General features: G+C 44.8%; 15 protein-coding genes. 4 read left to right on the forward strand and 11 right to left on the reverse strand.

What is annotated here, in order from left to right; all coding sequences use genetic code 11:
* Window positions 1-15 precede the first annotated feature (15 nt).
* Together J4N39_RS06770 and J4N39_RS06775 are read right to left on the reverse strand one after the other, a co-directional pair.
* The gene (locus tag J4N39_RS06770; RefSeq protein WP_252023346.1) at window positions 16-1,212 is read right to left on the reverse strand and encodes a class I SAM-dependent methyltransferase; all 1,197 of its coding nucleotides are present in this window, start codon (window positions 1,210-1,212) and stop codon (window positions 16-18) included.
* A gap of 185 nt (window positions 1,213-1,397) precedes the next feature.
* Window positions 1,398-2,174, reverse strand: a complete 777-nt coding sequence (locus J4N39_RS06775) for a nucleotidyltransferase family protein (RefSeq protein ID WP_252023348.1) — start codon at window positions 2,172-2,174, stop codon at window positions 1,398-1,400.
* Window positions 2,175-2,417: 243 nt separating this feature from the next.
* Here J4N39_RS06775 and J4N39_RS06780 point away from each other — a divergent pair, with 243 nt between their 5' ends.
* Window positions 2,418-3,065, forward strand: coding sequence for a thiopurine S-methyltransferase (locus tag J4N39_RS06780; RefSeq protein ID WP_252023350.1), 648 nt, complete (start codon window positions 2,418-2,420; stop codon window positions 3,063-3,065).
* A 70-nt stretch (window positions 3,066-3,135) separates the two neighbouring features.
* Here the strand turns inward: J4N39_RS06780 and purT are convergent, their stop codons facing one another.
* The 6 genes from purT to J4N39_RS06810 all read right to left on the reverse strand — a co-directional run bounded on the left by purT (window position 3,136) and on the right by J4N39_RS06810 (window position 9,541).
* Window positions 3,136-4,311: a formate-dependent phosphoribosylglycinamide formyltransferase gene (gene purT / locus J4N39_RS06785; RefSeq protein ID WP_252023352.1), complete on the reverse strand. Its 1,176-nt coding sequence runs from the start codon at window positions 4,309-4,311 to the stop codon at window positions 3,136-3,138.
* Window positions 4,312-4,462: 151 nt separating this feature from the next.
* Window positions 4,463-5,128 carry a Bax inhibitor-1/YccA family protein gene (locus tag J4N39_RS06790; RefSeq protein ID WP_252023354.1) on the reverse strand — a complete coding sequence of 222 codons (666 nt, stop codon included), beginning with the start codon at window positions 5,126-5,128 and terminating at the stop codon, window positions 4,463-4,465.
* 233 nt (window positions 5,129-5,361) lie between these two features.
* A complete protein-coding gene (locus tag J4N39_RS06795; protein WP_252023356.1) occupies window positions 5,362-6,111 on the reverse strand; it encodes an amino acid ABC transporter ATP-binding protein in 750 nt (249 codons plus the stop codon).
* Window positions 6,112-6,134: 23 nt separating this feature from the next.
* A complete protein-coding gene (locus J4N39_RS06800; protein WP_252023358.1) occupies window positions 6,135-7,232 on the reverse strand; it encodes an amino acid ABC transporter permease in 1,098 nt (365 codons plus the stop codon).
* 1 nt (window position 7,233) lies between these two features.
* A complete protein-coding gene (locus tag J4N39_RS06805) occupies window positions 7,234-8,436 on the reverse strand; it encodes an amino acid ABC transporter permease (RefSeq protein WP_252023360.1) in 1,203 nt (400 codons plus the stop codon).
* Window positions 8,437-8,512: 76 nt separating this feature from the next.
* Complete coding sequence (locus J4N39_RS06810; RefSeq protein ID WP_252023361.1) at window positions 8,513-9,541, reverse strand: amino acid ABC transporter substrate-binding protein; 1,029 nt, start codon at window positions 9,539-9,541, stop codon at window positions 8,513-8,515.
* A 442-nt stretch (window positions 9,542-9,983) separates the two neighbouring features.
* Here J4N39_RS06810 and J4N39_RS06815 point away from each other — a divergent pair, with 442 nt between their 5' ends.
* The gene (locus J4N39_RS06815; RefSeq protein WP_252023363.1) at window positions 9,984-10,925 is read left to right on the forward strand and encodes a precorrin-2 dehydrogenase/sirohydrochlorin ferrochelatase family protein; all 942 of its coding nucleotides are present in this window, start codon (window positions 9,984-9,986) and stop codon (window positions 10,923-10,925) included.
* Between the two features lie 52 nt (window positions 10,926-10,977).
* On the opposite strand, the gene J4N39_RS06820 is transcribed toward J4N39_RS06815, so the two are convergent.
* Complete coding sequence (locus J4N39_RS06820) at window positions 10,978-11,460, reverse strand: YajQ family cyclic di-GMP-binding protein (RefSeq protein WP_252023365.1); 483 nt, start codon at window positions 11,458-11,460, stop codon at window positions 10,978-10,980.
* A 12-nt stretch (window positions 11,461-11,472) separates the two neighbouring features.
* Window positions 11,473-12,531 carry a 3-deoxy-7-phosphoheptulonate synthase gene (locus J4N39_RS06825; protein ID WP_252023366.1) on the reverse strand — a complete coding sequence of 353 codons (1,059 nt, stop codon included), beginning with the start codon at window positions 12,529-12,531 and terminating at the stop codon, window positions 11,473-11,475.
* A 211-nt stretch (window positions 12,532-12,742) separates the two neighbouring features.
* Between J4N39_RS06825 and J4N39_RS06830 the strand changes: the two genes are divergently transcribed.
* Window positions 12,743-13,633, forward strand: a complete 891-nt coding sequence (locus tag J4N39_RS06830) for a putative PEP-binding protein (RefSeq protein WP_252023368.1) — start codon at window positions 12,743-12,745, stop codon at window positions 13,631-13,633.
* 114 nt (window positions 13,634-13,747) lie between these two features.
* Window positions 13,748-14,251: a DUF4442 domain-containing protein gene (locus tag J4N39_RS06835; protein WP_252023370.1), complete on the forward strand. Its 504-nt coding sequence runs from the start codon at window positions 13,748-13,750 to the stop codon at window positions 14,249-14,251.
* Here the strand turns inward: J4N39_RS06835 and J4N39_RS06840 are convergent.
* The gene (locus J4N39_RS06840; RefSeq protein ID WP_252023371.1) at window positions 14,248-15,600 is read right to left on the reverse strand and encodes a hypothetical protein; all 1,353 of its coding nucleotides are present in this window, start codon (window positions 15,598-15,600) and stop codon (window positions 14,248-14,250) included. The genes J4N39_RS06835 and J4N39_RS06840 overlap by 4 nt on opposite strands.
* Window positions 15,601-15,631: the final 31 nt, after the last annotated feature.

The following is a 15,631-nucleotide window of genomic DNA, read 5'->3' on the forward strand; positions in this document are numbered from 1 at the left end:
TTTGTCTAGTGGCTTTTAAAGCACCTTACAGGCAAACCCTTTTAGGTAGAAACCCTCTGGATATGCCGTATCAACGACGTGATCAGCGGCCTGCTCAAATCGTTCAACAAACTTAACACTGCGGCCTGCGTCGACAGCTGCATCTGCAATCACTTTTTGGAACAGGTCTGTACTCATCAGCCCCGAGCACGAATAGGTTAGCAAGGTGCCACCTGGCTTAAGGATTTGCATTGCTAACATGTTGATATCTTTGTACCCATTCGCACCTGAAGTCAGGTTATTTTTGCTTGAAACAAACTTCGGTGGGTCCATGATCACGACATCAAATTTAGTACCTTGATCACGGTACTCACGTAGTAGTTTGAAAACATCAGCATTCAGGAAAACTGCACGCTTTTTGCTGATATCGAACTCATTGAGCTGTGCGTTGTGTTTTGCGGTGTCGAGAGCGGGTTGCGACACATCAGCATTGATCACACGCTTTGCGCCGCCTTTAAGTGCGTATAGACCAAAACCTCCAGTGTAACTAAAGCAATTTAAGACTTCTTTGTCTTTTACGTATTTCATTGCTTGTTGGCGACTGTCACGTTGGTCTAGGTAGAAGCCAGTTTTGTGGCCTTCCACGATATCAACGCTGATCTTTACACCGTTCTCTTCAATAACAACAGACTTTGGTGGCATTTCACCGTGTAAAACACCGGTTGTTTCTTCAAGGCCTTCTTTTTTGCGTACTGCTACATCTGAACGCTCGTAAACACTGCATTTTGGGAATACCGCTTTCAACGCTTCAACGAGTGTTGCTTTGTGAAACTCAGCACCCGCACTTAGTAACTGGCAAACAAGGAAGTTTTCATACTTGTCGATGGTGATACCAGGTAGGCCATCAGATTCTGCAGCGATTAGACGAAAACCTGTTAGGCCATCACGTTCGATAACGTCTTCGCGTAACAGAAGCGCTTCTTTGATGCGCTTTTCAAAGAAATCTTGGTCAATGCTTTCTTTTTTGTCGAAGCTCCAAACACGAGCGCGAATTTGTGAGTGCGGAGAGTAAGCTGCTTTAGCTAGCCATTTACCATCTTGAGCAAATACGTCCACAGTTTCGCCAAGTTGCGGCTCACCCGTAATTTTTTGAATACCACGAGAAAAAATCCAAGGGTGTTTACGACGTAAAGATTTGTCTCGGCCTTTAACCAAATAGATAGCAGCAGTCATCACTATGCCTGAAGTCTGAAAATTGAGGGCGCATATTGTCGGTGATGGGGCGGGGAAATGCAAGGGTCGGGCTACGGTAAACAGACGCTTAGCTAACGGACGTTGGCACTAAGGGGAAAGGGTATTAGAGGGGGTGTCTGATGTAAATACCCCCTAGGGCTTTTGGAAGGCTAGGGGGCTTGTTATTATGCAGCGGTGGAGTTTGGTGCTATGTAGGGTTGCCATGCGTTTGCATAAAGGCGTTTAGCGTGTTGTCTTAGTTGGGCAATCTTATGCGTTTCTAAGTCATTAAGTGCTCTGTCTTGGGCATTACGCTCGATCGCTTGGATTTCTTTGTAGATGTCATGCTCTGGACCGCTTTTAACATCTGCAATGTCTCGCAAGTGAAGTTGAACTTCAGCCAGTAGACCCGTTTTTGGCAGTTCTACTACAAGATTTAGGTCGCGATAACCAGAAGCATTTGGTTTCTTAAAGCGGTTTTTTACCTTAACTAAGTTAGTATTGTTGGCAAGAGATTCGTAAGCACCCATTAGGCTTTCAATATCATCTGCAATGATTGTTGCTCGAGCGAGGTCGGTGATTCTTGAGGCATCGTTATTAAGCTCTAACGCAACTTTCTGTTTAGCTCGTTGTTCAGATTTGACCCCAGAAAAGAAGGCTTGGGTGTCAGTCAATAGCGCAGTGCTTTTGCATAGAGATTCCAGCTCATACTGAGCTTGGTGCGCTTTAGAATAGAGAATAGTGAAATCGTTAAGAGGCTGTTTAACATCATTGTCAAAAGACTCTATAGAATACAAACCGCTTAAGCTGTGTTTAAAAGCACGCGAGCTAATTTGGTTTTGGGTACTGGATGATGTGCGACTCTCAACCGAGTTTGGTGCTGTTGGTGGGACAACCGCTGCAAGTGGTGCACGGCTCAACAGCAACAAAGTTAAGGCAGTCGCTTTGAGAAACTGATTCATTCACACTCCTTTAAGGCCCAGTAAAATGCAGGAAAAAGGTCTAGCCAAGCCATCAAGTGTGTACAACTACTATATGTGGTCGATGGCTTGAAAAACAACTCCATTCACGTGATTAAGACCACGAAAAACATCAAATAATTCCTATGTGATGATTAATTGACCTTATCTTTACAGAGGCATACTGTTTACCATCGTTCGGCTTTGCAATAAGCTGGACCTTCGACAGCCTAGAAGGAAGATAAAGTGCAAGACCAAGAATTATGGCACAGCAAATGGGCAGCAAATCAGATTGGTTTTCATCTCACTGACGTTAATCCATTGCTCAAACAGTATTGGCCAAAGCTAGGGCCAGCCCATGAAATGAATGTGTTGGTGCCATTGTGTGGCAAATCAGAAGATCTCGTATGGTTGGCTGAAAAGCACCATGAAGTCATAGGAGTCGAGCTCAGTGATATTGCTGTTAGAGCGTTTTTTGCCGAGCATTTCTATACACCAACGGTGACGCCACTTAATGGACAACATAGTTTGTACCAGTTTGATGAGCTTTCATTGTACGCAGGTGACTTCTTTACGGCACCGATTGCACCCGTTGATCTTGTTTACGATAGAGCAGCTTTAATTGCTCTGCCTCAAGAGCTAAGGGAGCAATACGTGGAGAAAGTGCTGAGCTGTGCAAAAGATGGTGCAAAAATTCTACTCGTCACCTTAGACTATCAGCAGCAAGACATGAAAGGACCACCATTTGCGGTACCAGCATCTGAAGTAGAGCAGTTGTTTTCACGATGCAAGTCAGTGACCAAACTTGAACGCAACGAGAACATTGAGCGTCATGGCAAGCTTAAAGAAGCTTCACCATACTTTGCAGAAGAAGTGTGGCTGATTGAAATTTAGAACTGGACTAAATTAAAAAACGGCTCTCAATTTGAGAGCCGTTTTTATTTGTCTGGTTTCCTAAAACTGGTTAGTAAATCACGTTGATCTTGCCAGCGGCAGCGACTGCGTCTGATACTGATTGTTCGATGGTGTCTCGACGAGTCAATGCAACGCCAAGGCGACGGCGTCCATCAATGTCAGGCTTGCCAAATAGACGAAGCTGAGTTTGAGGTGCTGCTAGTGCGTCACTCATGCCTTCAAAACGGATATTTTGAGAGGTGCCTTGACCAAGTACTACCGCAGAAGCCGAAGGGCCGTATTGAGTAATGTGGTTGATTGGCATTCCTGTGAAAGCGCGAACGTGGAGTGCAAATTCTGACATTTCTTGAGAGATCAAGGTCACCATACCTGTATCGTGTGGGCGAGGGGACACTTCGTTGAAAATAACTTCGTCGCCCTTAACAAATAGCTCAACACCGAATAAGCCGAAACCACCGAGTGCATTGACTACTTTGCCCGCAACGTGTTCAGCAAGTTCTAGCGCTTTAGGCGTCATAGCTTGTGGCTGCCATGACTCGCGGTAATCACCATCTTCTTGGCGATGACCAATCGGTGCACAGAAATGAGTACCATCAACAGCGCGAACCGTGAGCAAAGTGATTTCATAGTCGAAGTCGACAAAGCCTTCAACAATGACTCGACCAGCGCCAGTACGGCCGCCTTCTTGGGCATAGTTCCAAGCGGTGTCAATGTCTTGCTCAGTTTTAATTACACTTTGGCCTTTACCTGATGAACTCATCACAGGTTTTACAACACAAGGTGTACCAACAAATTCTACCGCAGCTTTAAATTCTTCATAACTGTCTGCAAACTTGTAGCGTGAGGTCGGTAGTTCAAGCTCTTCTGCAGCTAGGCGACGGATACCTTCGCGGTTCATAGTCAGTTTAGTCGCATTTGCCGTTGGAACAACGTTTAGTCCCTGTGCTTCAAGTTCAACCAGCTTATCAGTAGCGATAGCCTCAATTTCTGGAACCACAAAATCAGGGTTTTCTTTTGCGATGATTTCAGCAAGAGCATCACCATCTAACATATCGATTGCGTAGCTGCGATGTGCTACCTGCATAGCTGGGGCATTCAAGTAACGATCAACGGCGATTACTTCCATACCAAGACGTTGACATTCAATAGCGACTTCTTTACCTAACTCACCAGAACCAAGTAAAAGCACGCGAGTTGCATCTTTAGCCAAAGCTGTACCAAACATTTTAAAACCCTATCATCAATGGTGTTGGGGCGGATCATACTGATTTTTTGATCTAAAGCAATCGTTTGCGGGGCGGTCGCAGGAGTTTTAACCGCTAGAAAAGAAAAAGCCCGATCACATGGCTCGGGCTGGAAGTTAGATAGCGACTTTATTAGTCGTTGTTCATAATGCCAAGAATACTTAGCAAGCTGATGAACAGGTTGTAGATAGATACATACAGGCTCACTGTTGCTGAAATGTAGTTTGTTTCACCACCACGTACGATCTGCTGAGTCGTTAGCAAGATAACACCTGTTGAGAACAGAACAAACATGCCGCTCATTGCAAGGTAAAGCATAGGCATTTGTAGGAAGATGTTTGCCACCATGCCTACTAACAGTACTACGAAGCCAGCCATTAGAACACCGCCAAGGAACGATAGGTCGCGCTTAGTAGTTAGAGCGTAAGCTGATGCACCCAAGAATGCTAGCGCTGTGCCGCCAAGAGCAGTCACGATAACGTCGCCCATTCCAGCGCCGATGTACATATTAAGTATTGGGCCCGTGGTGTAACCAAGGAAACCCGTGAACAAGAATGTAAATACAAGACCCATGCTGTTGTTGCGGTTCTTCTCAGTTAAGAAAAGTAAGCCGTAGAAACCGACAAGCATTAGGATCAGGCCTGGGCGAGGTAGGTTCATTGCCATAGAAGCCATAGCAACAACCGCCGACCAAAGCAGGGTTAGAGATAGTAGAAAGTAGGTATTGCGCAATACCTTGTTAGTCTGTAGAACACTCTCTTGTTGGCGAGTGCCTGATACCATAGGTCCGTTGTTCATAATCTTCCTCAAAAGATGATTTCTGTATTATTAAGACATTTATGGGGGCAATAGTTCAGAAAATCAAGTGCTATTGCCTGTAATGCGTTACAAAATTGTACGTAAATTAAAGGGATATGTATCCACCTTGCCCTTATTGAGTTTGTAACACATTGTAAGTCTGAGACCACCATGCAGTGACGTGGTAACAAAAAGGGCGACAAATGCCGCCCTTAAATCCTAACGCACTGTTATTAGTGATGCAAAATCTGGCTCAAGAAGTTCTGAGTACGATCAGATTGTGGATTCTCAAAGAAATCTTTCGGGTTATTTTCTTCAATTATCTCACCGGCATCCATAAAGATGACGCGATCAGCCACTTCTTTTGCAAAGCCCATTTCGTGCGTAACACACAACATGGTCATACCTTCACCAGCTAGCTCTACCATTACGTCCAACACCTCTCGTACCATCTCTGGGTCAAGTGCTGACGTTGGTTCATCGAAAAGCATTACTTGTGGGTTCATACATAGAGAGCGAGCAATTGCTACACGTTGTTGCTGACCACCAGATAGTTGACCTGGGTATTTGTCCGCTTGGTCTGGGATCTTAACGCGCTCTAGGTATTTCATTGCAATCGCTTCAGCTTCCTCTTTCGGCATTTTCTTAACCCAAATCGGTGCTAAGGTACAGTTTTCTAAAACCGTTAGGTGAGGGAAGAGGTTAAAGTGCTGGAAACACATACCAACTTCTCTGCGCACAGCTTCGATATTTTTCAGATCTTCTGTTAGTTCATTACCACTAACGATGATTTGACCTTTTTGATGCTCTTCCAAACGGTTGATGCAGCGGATCATCGTTGACTTGCCAGAACCCGATGGGCCACAGATAACGATTTTCTCACCTTTGGTGACGTTTAGATTGATGTTTTTTAGTACGTGGAACTCACCGTACCACTTGTTCATGTCTTTAATTTCGATCATGTAATCTTGTTGTTGCGTCATAATACGTCCTTGATTCGTAACAGTTATCGTTTGTGACCAGTATGGAGTTTGTTTTCAAGCCATATCGAGTATCTCGACATGCCGAAACAGAACACCCAGAACACTAACGCGACAAAAACATAACTTTCGATAGCAAAACCAAGCCACTCAGGGTCGGTGTTTGCCGATTGACCAATACCCAGTACATCAAACATACCGATGATAAGTACTAGACTGGTATCTTTGAATAGACCAATGAAGGTGTTTACGATTGAAGGGATCGTAATCTTCAGTGCCTGAGGCAGTATGATAAGCCCCATTTTTTTCCAGTATGACAAGCCCAGAGCGTCGGCGGCTTCGTATTGGCCTTTAGGGATTGCTTGCAGGCCACCACGGATAACCTCCGCCATGTAAGCAGCACTAAACATAACTACACCGACAAGTGCACGGAGTAACTTATCAGTCTCAGAGCCTTCTGACATGAACAGAGGCAGCATAACTGATGCCATGAAGAGTACCGTGATCAGCGGAACGCCACGCCAAACTTCAATGTACACAGTACATAAACTTCGGATGATTGGCATTTCAGAGCGTCGGCCCAAAGCAAGAGCGACACCAATCGGTAGCGAAACCACAATACCCACTAACGCAATGACCAATGTCACTAGCAGGCCACCCCACTTGTGGGTATCTACGACTTCTAAGCCAAATACACCACCGTAAAGAAGACCAGTCGCTAGGAATGGGAATACGTTAACAAAGAACAGCCATAGCCAAACACGACCAGGTGTTTTTTCATAGGCAAGCAACACAACAAAGACCGCAAGCGCACCAAAGAAAAGGCGAGGGCGCCAAAGCTCTTCAGTTGGGTAGAAGCCATACATGAACTGTTCCCAGCGCACACTGATAAATACCCAACACGCACCGTCACGAGAACAAGCGTCACGTGTCGCACCCACCCAGTCAGCAGATAGGAAAGCCCAATCAATAATGGAAATCATCGTGGTAATAACAATGTAACCAAGAATAAGCGTGACTACTGAGTTCACAGGGCCATTAAATAGATTCTTCTTTAACCAACCTACGACACCTACGGTATTTGCCGGTGGTGGGAGGTCAGGTTGAAATTGATGTGTACTCATCTTATCTCTCCACCAACGACATCTTGTTGTTGTATATGTTCATCAAGAAGGAAGTCAGAAGACTCAACGTTAGATAAACTGCCATTGTCATCGAGATGATCTCGATTGCCTGACCGGTTTGGTTCAGCGTTGTACCTGCAAATACAGAAACGAGATCTGGATAACCAATCGCCATTGCTAGCGATGAGTTTTTGGTCAAGTTCAGGTATTGACTGGTCAAAGGTGGAATGATGATACGCATAGCTTGAGGAATTACGACAAGCTTAAGCGTTCTAGAGCGTGGTAAACCAAGAGCCATAGCAGCTTCGGTTTGACCGTGACTTACAGCGTTGATACCCGAACGTACGATCTCTGCGATAAAGGAAGCTGTGTAGACACTTAGTGCAACCAATAGCGCTGCAAGCTCAGGCAAAATAGAGATACCACCTCTAAAATTGAACCCTTTAAGCTCAGGGAACTCGGCAGAGATAGGCATGCCAGCTGCAAAATAGGCAATTAGAGGTAAACCAATGATCAGTCCAAGGCTGATTAACCCAGCAGGGGTTTGCTGCCCAGTCAGTTTTTGCTTGTTGTTTGCCCAAATGTTTAAAACAATTGAGCCAACAATCGCTAGCACAAGCGCAGCGCCGACGATCCATGCTCCCGCTTCAAAGACAGGTGCAGGAAGGAATAATCCTCGAACATTGAGGAAGATGGCTTCCCCAAGACTCAAACTTTGTCTCGGTGAGGGAAGAGCCTGAAGAACAGCGAAATACCAAAAGAATATTTGCAGCAAAAGTGGGACGTTTCGGAATATTTCGATATATACCGCAGCGATGCGACTCACTAACCAGTTGGAAGAAAGTCGAGCGATACCAACTGCAAACCCCAAAATGGTTGCGAAAAATATGCCTAACACTGACACCAAAGCGGTGTTCAAAAGGCCAACCACGAAGGTGCGCCCATACGAATATGTTTCATCATATTCGATCAATGTAAGGCCAATACCAAATCCGGCTTCCTGATCTAGGAAATCAAAACCAGTTGCAATACCACGTGACTCTAGATTGGTAAGAGCATTATTGACAATGGTATAGAAGAAAGCGCCAAGGGCGAGAACTGCGACTAGTTGGAAAACAATAGAGCGGAATGTTGGATTGTAAAAAAGGTTGGTGCTAGCAGAAGGCTTGGTTGCTTCACTAGCTACATTGGTAGTAGGTTTCATACAACAATAACCTCAAATCCATTTAAAAAAGAGGGCGGAGGATTCTCCGCCCTTTTTATACTTATTATAGTGATGATTAACGTAGTGGTGGAGCGTACATGAAGCCACCAGCATTCCATAGTGCGTTAACACCACGGCTGATCTGAAGTGGAGAACCTTCACCTACAGTACGTTCAAAGCTTTCGCCGTAGTTACCCACTTGTTTGATGATTTGGTAACCCCAATCGTCGCTCAGACCAAGACCTTTACCTTTAGGACCGTCGACACCTAGGATACGCTTAACGTTTGGATCGTTTGATTTCAGCATTTCGTCTGCATTTTTAGAAGTAATGCCGTACTCTTCTGCGTTGATCATTGCGTTAAGTGTCCACTTCGCAACGTTAAACCATTTGTCGTCACCTTGACGAACTACAGGGCCTAGAGGCTCTTTAGAAATGATTTCTGGAAGAACGACTGCAGAGCTAGGATCTTTTAGGTTTAGACGAAGTGCGTAAAGACCAGATTGGTCAGTAGTTAGAACATCACAACGGTTTGAGTCGAAACCAGCTGAAGTTTGCGCTGCGGTATCGAATACTACTGGCTTGTAGCTCATACCCTTAGCACGGAAGTAGTCCGCAAGGTTAAGCTCAGTTGTTGTACCAGACTGAACACAGATAGATGCGCCGTCTAGTTCAAGTGCACTTTTAAGACCAAGGTCTTTCTTCACCATGAAGCCCTGACCATCGTAGTAGTTCACACCAACGAAGTTCAGACCAAGCGCCGTGTCACGGTGTAGAGTCCATGTTGTGTTACGAGAAAGAACGTCAATTTCACCAGACTGTAGTGCTGTGAAACGCTCTTTAGCGGTAAGTGGTACATATTTTACTTTTGTTTTATCACCAAGAACTGCCGCTGCTAGCGCTTGACAGTACTCTACGTCGATGCCTTCCCAAGCACCTTCAGAGTTCGGGTTAGAGAAACCCGGAAGACCTGTACTAACACCACACTGTACAAAGCCTTTGGCTTTAACTTTTTCTAACGTGCCTTCTGCTGCTTGCGCTGAAGTCGACATCATCGCTGTAGCAGCAACTACTACTGAAGCAAGAATAGAGAGTTTCTGTGCCATGTGAATCCTTCCTGTATCATCCATCAAAACCGACCAAGTCGGCCTTACGATTAAAAAAAGAGTTTTATGCTGAATTGATGTAAAACGGCTTAACAATAATTCAACTAGTTGTAAGAGTAGGAAAGGTTTTGAGATAACTCAAATCGTTAATTTAAAAGTATTTTTGAGTCTTATCACAAAACCAGACGTAATTAGGATGACGAAATGTTTCACTAATGTAAATAGTGCAACAGCGCAATCTTCTAGTGCAACAGTACATAAACGCTGAATTTTGACGTGCTATTGATACTCAGGGCTGCAAAAATGGCACTTGGTAGGTATAAAATCTGATCATAGTGTTAAATTCGAACGTTAATTGTACTGATAATTTTCTCGGCGTTTGTCAGATGCACTATTTTTGTTAGACTTTTCGGCAGGATAGAAATTAGACGTAAGGGATCGGATGCAGTATTTTCCACTGTTTTTTGACTTAAATCACAAGCCAGTTTTGGTGGTGGGTGGCGGGGAAGTTGCTACTCGAAAAATTGAAGCATTATTAAAGGCTGGAGCGAATGTGACCGTTGTCTCACCTCAAGTTGAGAGGCAGATTGAAGAGTGGGTCGACCAAGAAAAATGTTACTGGGAAAAGGCGTTTTATAGTAGTGATCTATTGGCTGGTTATATTCAAGTGTGGGCGACGACAGATAACCCAGAATTAAACCAACGAGTATGTCTGGAAGCGCGCCAAGAAGGCATCATGGTAAACGTGGTTGATGATCCGGCACATTGTGATTTTATCACTCCATCAATGATCACCAGAGGACGAATCCAAGTTGCTATTTCTAGCGGCGGTGCGTCTCCTGTACTGGCGAGGAACATTCGTGAGCGGGTCGAGTCAGTATTAGGGCAAAACCTGAGTCTGCTGGCAGATTTTGCAGCATCGAAGCGTGTAAGTATAAAGCAGTCATTAGATAGCGTGGATAAGCGCCGCAGTTTTTGGGAAAAGTTCTTTGCGCTGCCAGAGGTTGAGTTTGCCACCAGTCGTAACGAACTAGAAGCCGTCTATTCGACACTGATTTCAGACCAGCACGCAATTGAGCCTCAGGTGATTTGGCAAGAGTTCAGCCAAGATTGTGAGCGTATGACACTCAAGAGCTTGAGAGCGATACAGCAAGTCGATATTGCGTTTTATCCGCAAGATTGTCCAGCAAGCTTTCTGGAGCTTATTCGCCGAGATGCCGAGCGAACGAGATTTGAAAGCTATGCACAGCTAGGGGATATGCTAGTCACTGCGAAAGCCCAAGGACTAAGGGCATGTGTGTTGGTGCCTGAAAATGCCAAGCAAAGTGGGGAGCTTACTCTCTTGATGAAAGATGACCGTTATTTCGTGCTTGGTGCTTTATAAGTACAACACTTGTTGATGATAAAAAAACAGGGCTCGAAAGCCCTGTTTTTTGTTAGTCTCGAAAGTTCTCGAATTGGAATGGTTGGCCAAGTTCAGCGCCTCGAACCAGCGCCATGACGCTTTGTAAGTCATCACGCTTTTTACCAGTCACACGCACTTTTTCACCTTGGATAGCGACTTGCACTTTCATCTTCGCATCCTTAACCATTTTGACAATTTTCTTTGCCGTCGGTGTATCGATACCTTGTTTAAACAGAACATCTTGATGCCAGTTTTTACCGCTCGCAGATGGGTCTTTCGCTTCCATCGCATTTGGATCAACATTACGCTTAGTTAGGTTGCCGCGTAAGATATCGCGCATCTGTTTTAGTTGAAAATCGCCTTCAGCGTTGAGCTTTACGATTTCATCTTGGTATTCAAAACTTGCTTCTACGCCACGAAAGTCGAAGCGGGTTGAAAGCTCGCGGTTAGCGTTATCTACAGCGTTTTTCAGTTCAACCTTGTCGATTTCTGAAACAATATCAAATGAAGGCATGATTGCTCCTTATTAAGCGTTAGTCGCGGATTTAATAGCGTCAGCTAGCATTTCTAGCATCTGTTCTGTGTGTTCCCAGCTCAGGCATGGGTCAGTAATTGAGCAGCCGTATTTTAACTCATCAAGATCAGCCATCGGTTGATTGCCTTCTTCAATGAAGCTTTCAGCCATGATGCCCGCCACATAAGTGGAACCCGACTTGATTTGCTCGCAAATTTCGGCGGCAACATCGAGCTGCTTTCTATGCTGTTTTTGACAGTTTGCGTGGCTAAAATCGACCACTAGACGCTGTGGTAAATCAAACTCAGCTAACTGCTCGCATGCACTCTCGATAGATGCTTTGTCGAAGTTTGGACCGTTATCGCCACCACGCAGAATAACGTGACCGTATGGATTCCCTGAGGTGCGGTAAACGGTCATGCGGCCATTTTTATCTGGCGAGTAGAAGTAATGACCGGCTTTAGCGGCGCGAATAGCGTCAATCGCAATTTTTACATTGCCGTTAGTGCCATTTTTGAAACCTACTGGGCACGAAAGTGCTGAAGCCATTTCACGGTGGATTTGAGACTCAGTAGTTCTCGCACCAATTGCACCCCAAGTAATAAGGTCAGCGATGTATTGGCCTGTGATCATATCAAGGAACTCAGTCGCTGTTGCAAGGCCGAGTTTGTTGATATCGAGCAAAAGTTTACGTGCTTTGTTAAGCCCAGTTTCTAGAGCATAGGAGCCGTCAAGATTTGGGTCAGTGATAAGACCTTTCCAACCAACAACAGTACGTGGTTTTTCGAAGTAAGTACGCATAACAACGAACAACTCGTCTTTGTACTTATCCTGAATCGCACTCAGACGTTGCGCATAATCAAGCGCTGCATCCGTGTCGTGTACTGAACAAGGACCAACAATGACAAGCAAACGCTTATCTTCGCCTGTCAAAATTGCTTCAATCTGGCGACGAGACTGTGCAATACGGTTGGCTACATCTTCCGTGATAGGGTGAGCTTGACCCAATTCCGCAGGAGTCGGCATTGGACCGAGCGGTTGGGTTCGCAATTCGTCTGTTTTTAATGGCATTTTCGCGCCTGTATGTTACTGCAAAAGCGTTAAGATAGCGGAAATAACCACAGGAATAAACACAGTAGGGTATTTACTCGCAAATTCATTCGACTGTTAACCAATTTGTGTACGAATTTCATCAGAAAAATCAATAAATTTAACCTATGGTTTCCGATCGCAAAACGCTGTGTTATTTTCGACGGATACATATAAAAGTCGTTATGGAGCAATGATGAACGTATCTCAGCAAGGAAGTACAGATAAAGCGTTAAAAAGAGGTGCTGTGTTGCCGACCTACAGTGACTATAGCAATGACGAGCTACCTCTTATGGTGTCACTTTCTGCATTAATCCAAGAAGTGGTATTTTATCACCCACAATTGCTGGATTCAGAAATAACGCTGGGTGACGAAGACCAGCAAGCATTAGACTCAGTAGTAGGTCAGAGCGAGTTACGTGGTCACTTTGTGTCGACGCTAGTGAGTAATATTGAGCAAACTGCAGCGCAAGGCCAAACCATTCAAGTGCGTTTGACTGACGCCTGTGGGGACGAATTGTCAACGTTAATTGCTGGCAGTGAGTTTCCTACCGCCACCAGCAATCCATTCATGGGGGCGAGAGGTGTTGCCAAATATGCGTTAGCAGAATACAAAAGTGCGTTTTCAGCTGAATGTGAAGTGATTAAGCAGCTCATAGTTGCCGGACATTGCGTTGAAATTGTGGTTCCTTTTGTTCGCTCGTTGAGTGACGCTGCCCAAGTGATAGATTTACTGGCTGAACATGGCTTACCGCGTGGTCTCAATGGCTTAAAAGTGCACTATAGCTGTGATGTTCCGAGTGCGGCACTGCTGTCTGATAGACTGTTACAGTACTTTGATGGTGTCGTTATCCATGCGGATCACCTTGCTCAATATGCCTTAGGTCTCGATAGTCTCGATGAGCAAGTTCACCATCGATTTGATCCTGAAAATGATGGTGTTATCGAACTTATCAAGCTGATCTACAAGAAAACCCAAGGTTCTAAAAAGCCAGTTTCCGTGGTGGTTGGTACTCTTGAAAAACGCATAAAACTTGTAGATATTGCGGCCGAGAAAGAGAGTAACACCTACGTTACCATGTAACTTCAAACGCCTGTTTTGTTATCGGTCTCACAATGCATTGTGAGTTTGTTAACAAAATGTTGACTCATCTCGATTGCTACCGTTAACTGAGCGGACTAACTAGCGAGGTGAGTCATGTTTTCTGCTCTTCAAAAAGCCAATTTTTTTCTTAAGCATTTTGGGTTTACTAAGGTGCCATTAATCTGGTTGTGCCGACCTAAAATTCTTACCCTAAATGCCAAGACCGTCGAGATTAGAATTCCACTTAGGCGCCGTACAAAGAATCATCTTAACAGCATGTATTTTGGAGCACTTGCAATTGGGGCAGACCTTGCGGGTGGATTTATGGCTATGCATAAGGCGGATCAACGTGGTGGTGCCGTATCACTTGCCTTTAAGGGAATGAACGCTGAATTCTTAAAACGTCCTGAAGCTGATGTAGTCTTTGTCTGCGATGACGGTGACGTAATCGATACGATGTTGAATGAAACATTTAGCACTGGAGAAAGAGTCAATAAAACGGTGAGAATCAACGCTACTTGCCCAACACTACACGGCAGTGAACCTATTGCGGTTTTTGATTTGGTGTTATCTCTTAAAGCGGTTGGTGTCACACCGGAGCAGAGGAAGGCCGCTTAAGCGACCTTAATCTCTTCAATATCAACAATTTTGGAACGGTTGATGACGATTTTGTATCGATAGTAATTGGTCGTTCCATCATTATTGTCTTCTTTAACGATCAGGTTGAGTAGGTGGCGTTTCTCTACGCTTTCTTTACTGACTTGGCCGTCATTCAGTACATAAAGTCTGGATGAGCCTTTCTCGATTAGACGCGCTATCTGTGCCAGGCTGATGGTTAACACCTCGCGCGTTTGCTCATATCCGCTCATGAACAAAGTCGTACTCATTTTAGTGTGGTTTTTGTAGCCAAGAATGTGCTCTTCACGCTGAACTGTTCGTGTTTTTCGGATCTCTTTGATGCGTTCAGGGATAAGCGACAGGCTAGTGTAGTCAAGCCACTCTATTTTGCTACCGACCTGCTGCTTGGTGGTTGGGTCAAAATACCGCGCCCGCCATTTTGGGCGGCCTTTGCGTATCCAGCGCATCATGATGTCGCGTAAATCATCTTTGAAAATTTCACGAAATGCATATACGACCGACATCGCTAGAATGAAAGAAGCTGTGATCTCGCCCAGGTAGTCTCTCGCTAGCAACATAGTGCTGGTCACAAATATCATCACGATACCCGTGGCGATGCCTTTAACCGCCCTGATGGTATTGTTACCCAAAGTATTACTTTTCTTCTTTAGTACGATCGGGTATTCAATTAAGCGGCGCAACAAGCGCATCTTGTTCGACATTCTAGTCGCATCTTTGCGCGCTTTTTTTGAGTTGTAACGATTGAGTTCTCGGTGTGCGACTTCTTTTTCACACAAGGTGATAAGGCGCTGTTTGATGGTGCTGTAGTCACCACCTCGGGGTAGATGCGCTACCAGAGAGAGAAAATGTTGTTCGGTGTACCATGAGAGATAGTTGTCGATATTTGCGTAGTAACGCTTTAGCGTTTCGTCATAAGGTATAGCACGGCGTAGACGCTTAAGTATATCTAGTGCAAGCGACAACACTTCGTCAACTTCTTCTTCGGTAACGCTATCTCGGTCTAGATGATTTAGGTCTTTCACCGCACGGTCCAGGGCAACAACGTACTGGTATGCAAATAAGCTCAAGCTGACGCGATACTGCTTCTGTGATAGTCGGCCTCTTTTGGCAAGACGTGAATGCACCAGTGGTAACAAGATTTCATCGCTATAGTAAGAACGTTTTTCAGTCATTGCACCATAGTAAAAATCATCTTCAGTGAGCACATTTTTGTTTAGCGGTATTTCACTAGGAATAAACAGATACCATTCCAAGTTAAGCTGCTTGGTATCAGGCATAACATGGGTGAGCTTGAGACTCATTGCATCTTGTTTTTCTAATGTGATCACATAACACCTTTGATCTGAAGTAATGTCCTTT

Source organism: Vibrio sp. SCSIO 43136 (assembly GCF_023716565.1).
GTDB lineage: Bacteria > Pseudomonadota > Gammaproteobacteria > Enterobacterales > Vibrionaceae > Vibrio.

Bases quoted from the DNA above. Each gene is read 5' to 3' on its own strand.
- J4N39_RS06770 (WP_252023346.1), bottom strand. From the start codon at position 1,212: ATGACTGCTGCTATCTATTTGGTTAAAGGCCGAGACAAATCTTTACGT.
- J4N39_RS06775 (WP_252023348.1), bottom strand. From the start codon at position 2,174: ATGAATCAGTTTCTCAAAGCGACTGCCTTAACTTTGTTGCTGTTGAGC.
- purT (WP_252023352.1), bottom strand. From the start codon at position 4,311: ATGTTTGGTACAGCTTTGGCTAAAGATGCAACTCGCGTGCTTTTACTT.
- J4N39_RS06790 (WP_252023354.1), bottom strand. From the start codon at position 5,128: ATGAACAACGGACCTATGGTATCAGGCACTCGCCAACAAGAGAGTGTT.
- J4N39_RS06795 (WP_252023356.1), bottom strand. From the start codon at position 6,111: ATGACGCAACAACAAGATTACATGATCGAAATTAAAGACATGAACAAG.
- J4N39_RS06800 (WP_252023358.1), bottom strand. From the start codon at position 7,232: ATGAGTACACATCAATTTCAACCTGACCTCCCACCACCGGCAAATACC.
- J4N39_RS06805 (WP_252023360.1), bottom strand. From the start codon at position 8,436: ATGAAACCTACTACCAATGTAGCTAGTGAAGCAACCAAGCCTTCTGCT.
- J4N39_RS06810 (WP_252023361.1), bottom strand. From the start codon at position 9,541: ATGGCACAGAAACTCTCTATTCTTGCTTCAGTAGTAGTTGCTGCTACA.
- J4N39_RS06815 (WP_252023363.1), top strand. From the start codon at position 9,984: ATGCAGTATTTTCCACTGTTTTTTGACTTAAATCACAAGCCAGTTTTG.
- J4N39_RS06820 (WP_252023365.1), bottom strand. From the start codon at position 11,460: ATGCCTTCATTTGATATTGTTTCAGAAATCGACAAGGTTGAACTGAAA.
- J4N39_RS06825 (WP_252023366.1), bottom strand. From the start codon at position 12,531: ATGCCATTAAAAACAGACGAATTGCGAACCCAACCGCTCGGTCCAATG.
- J4N39_RS06830 (WP_252023368.1), top strand. From the start codon at position 12,743: ATGATGAACGTATCTCAGCAAGGAAGTACAGATAAAGCGTTAAAAAGA.
- J4N39_RS06835 (WP_252023370.1), top strand. From the start codon at position 13,748: ATGTTTTCTGCTCTTCAAAAAGCCAATTTTTTTCTTAAGCATTTTGGG.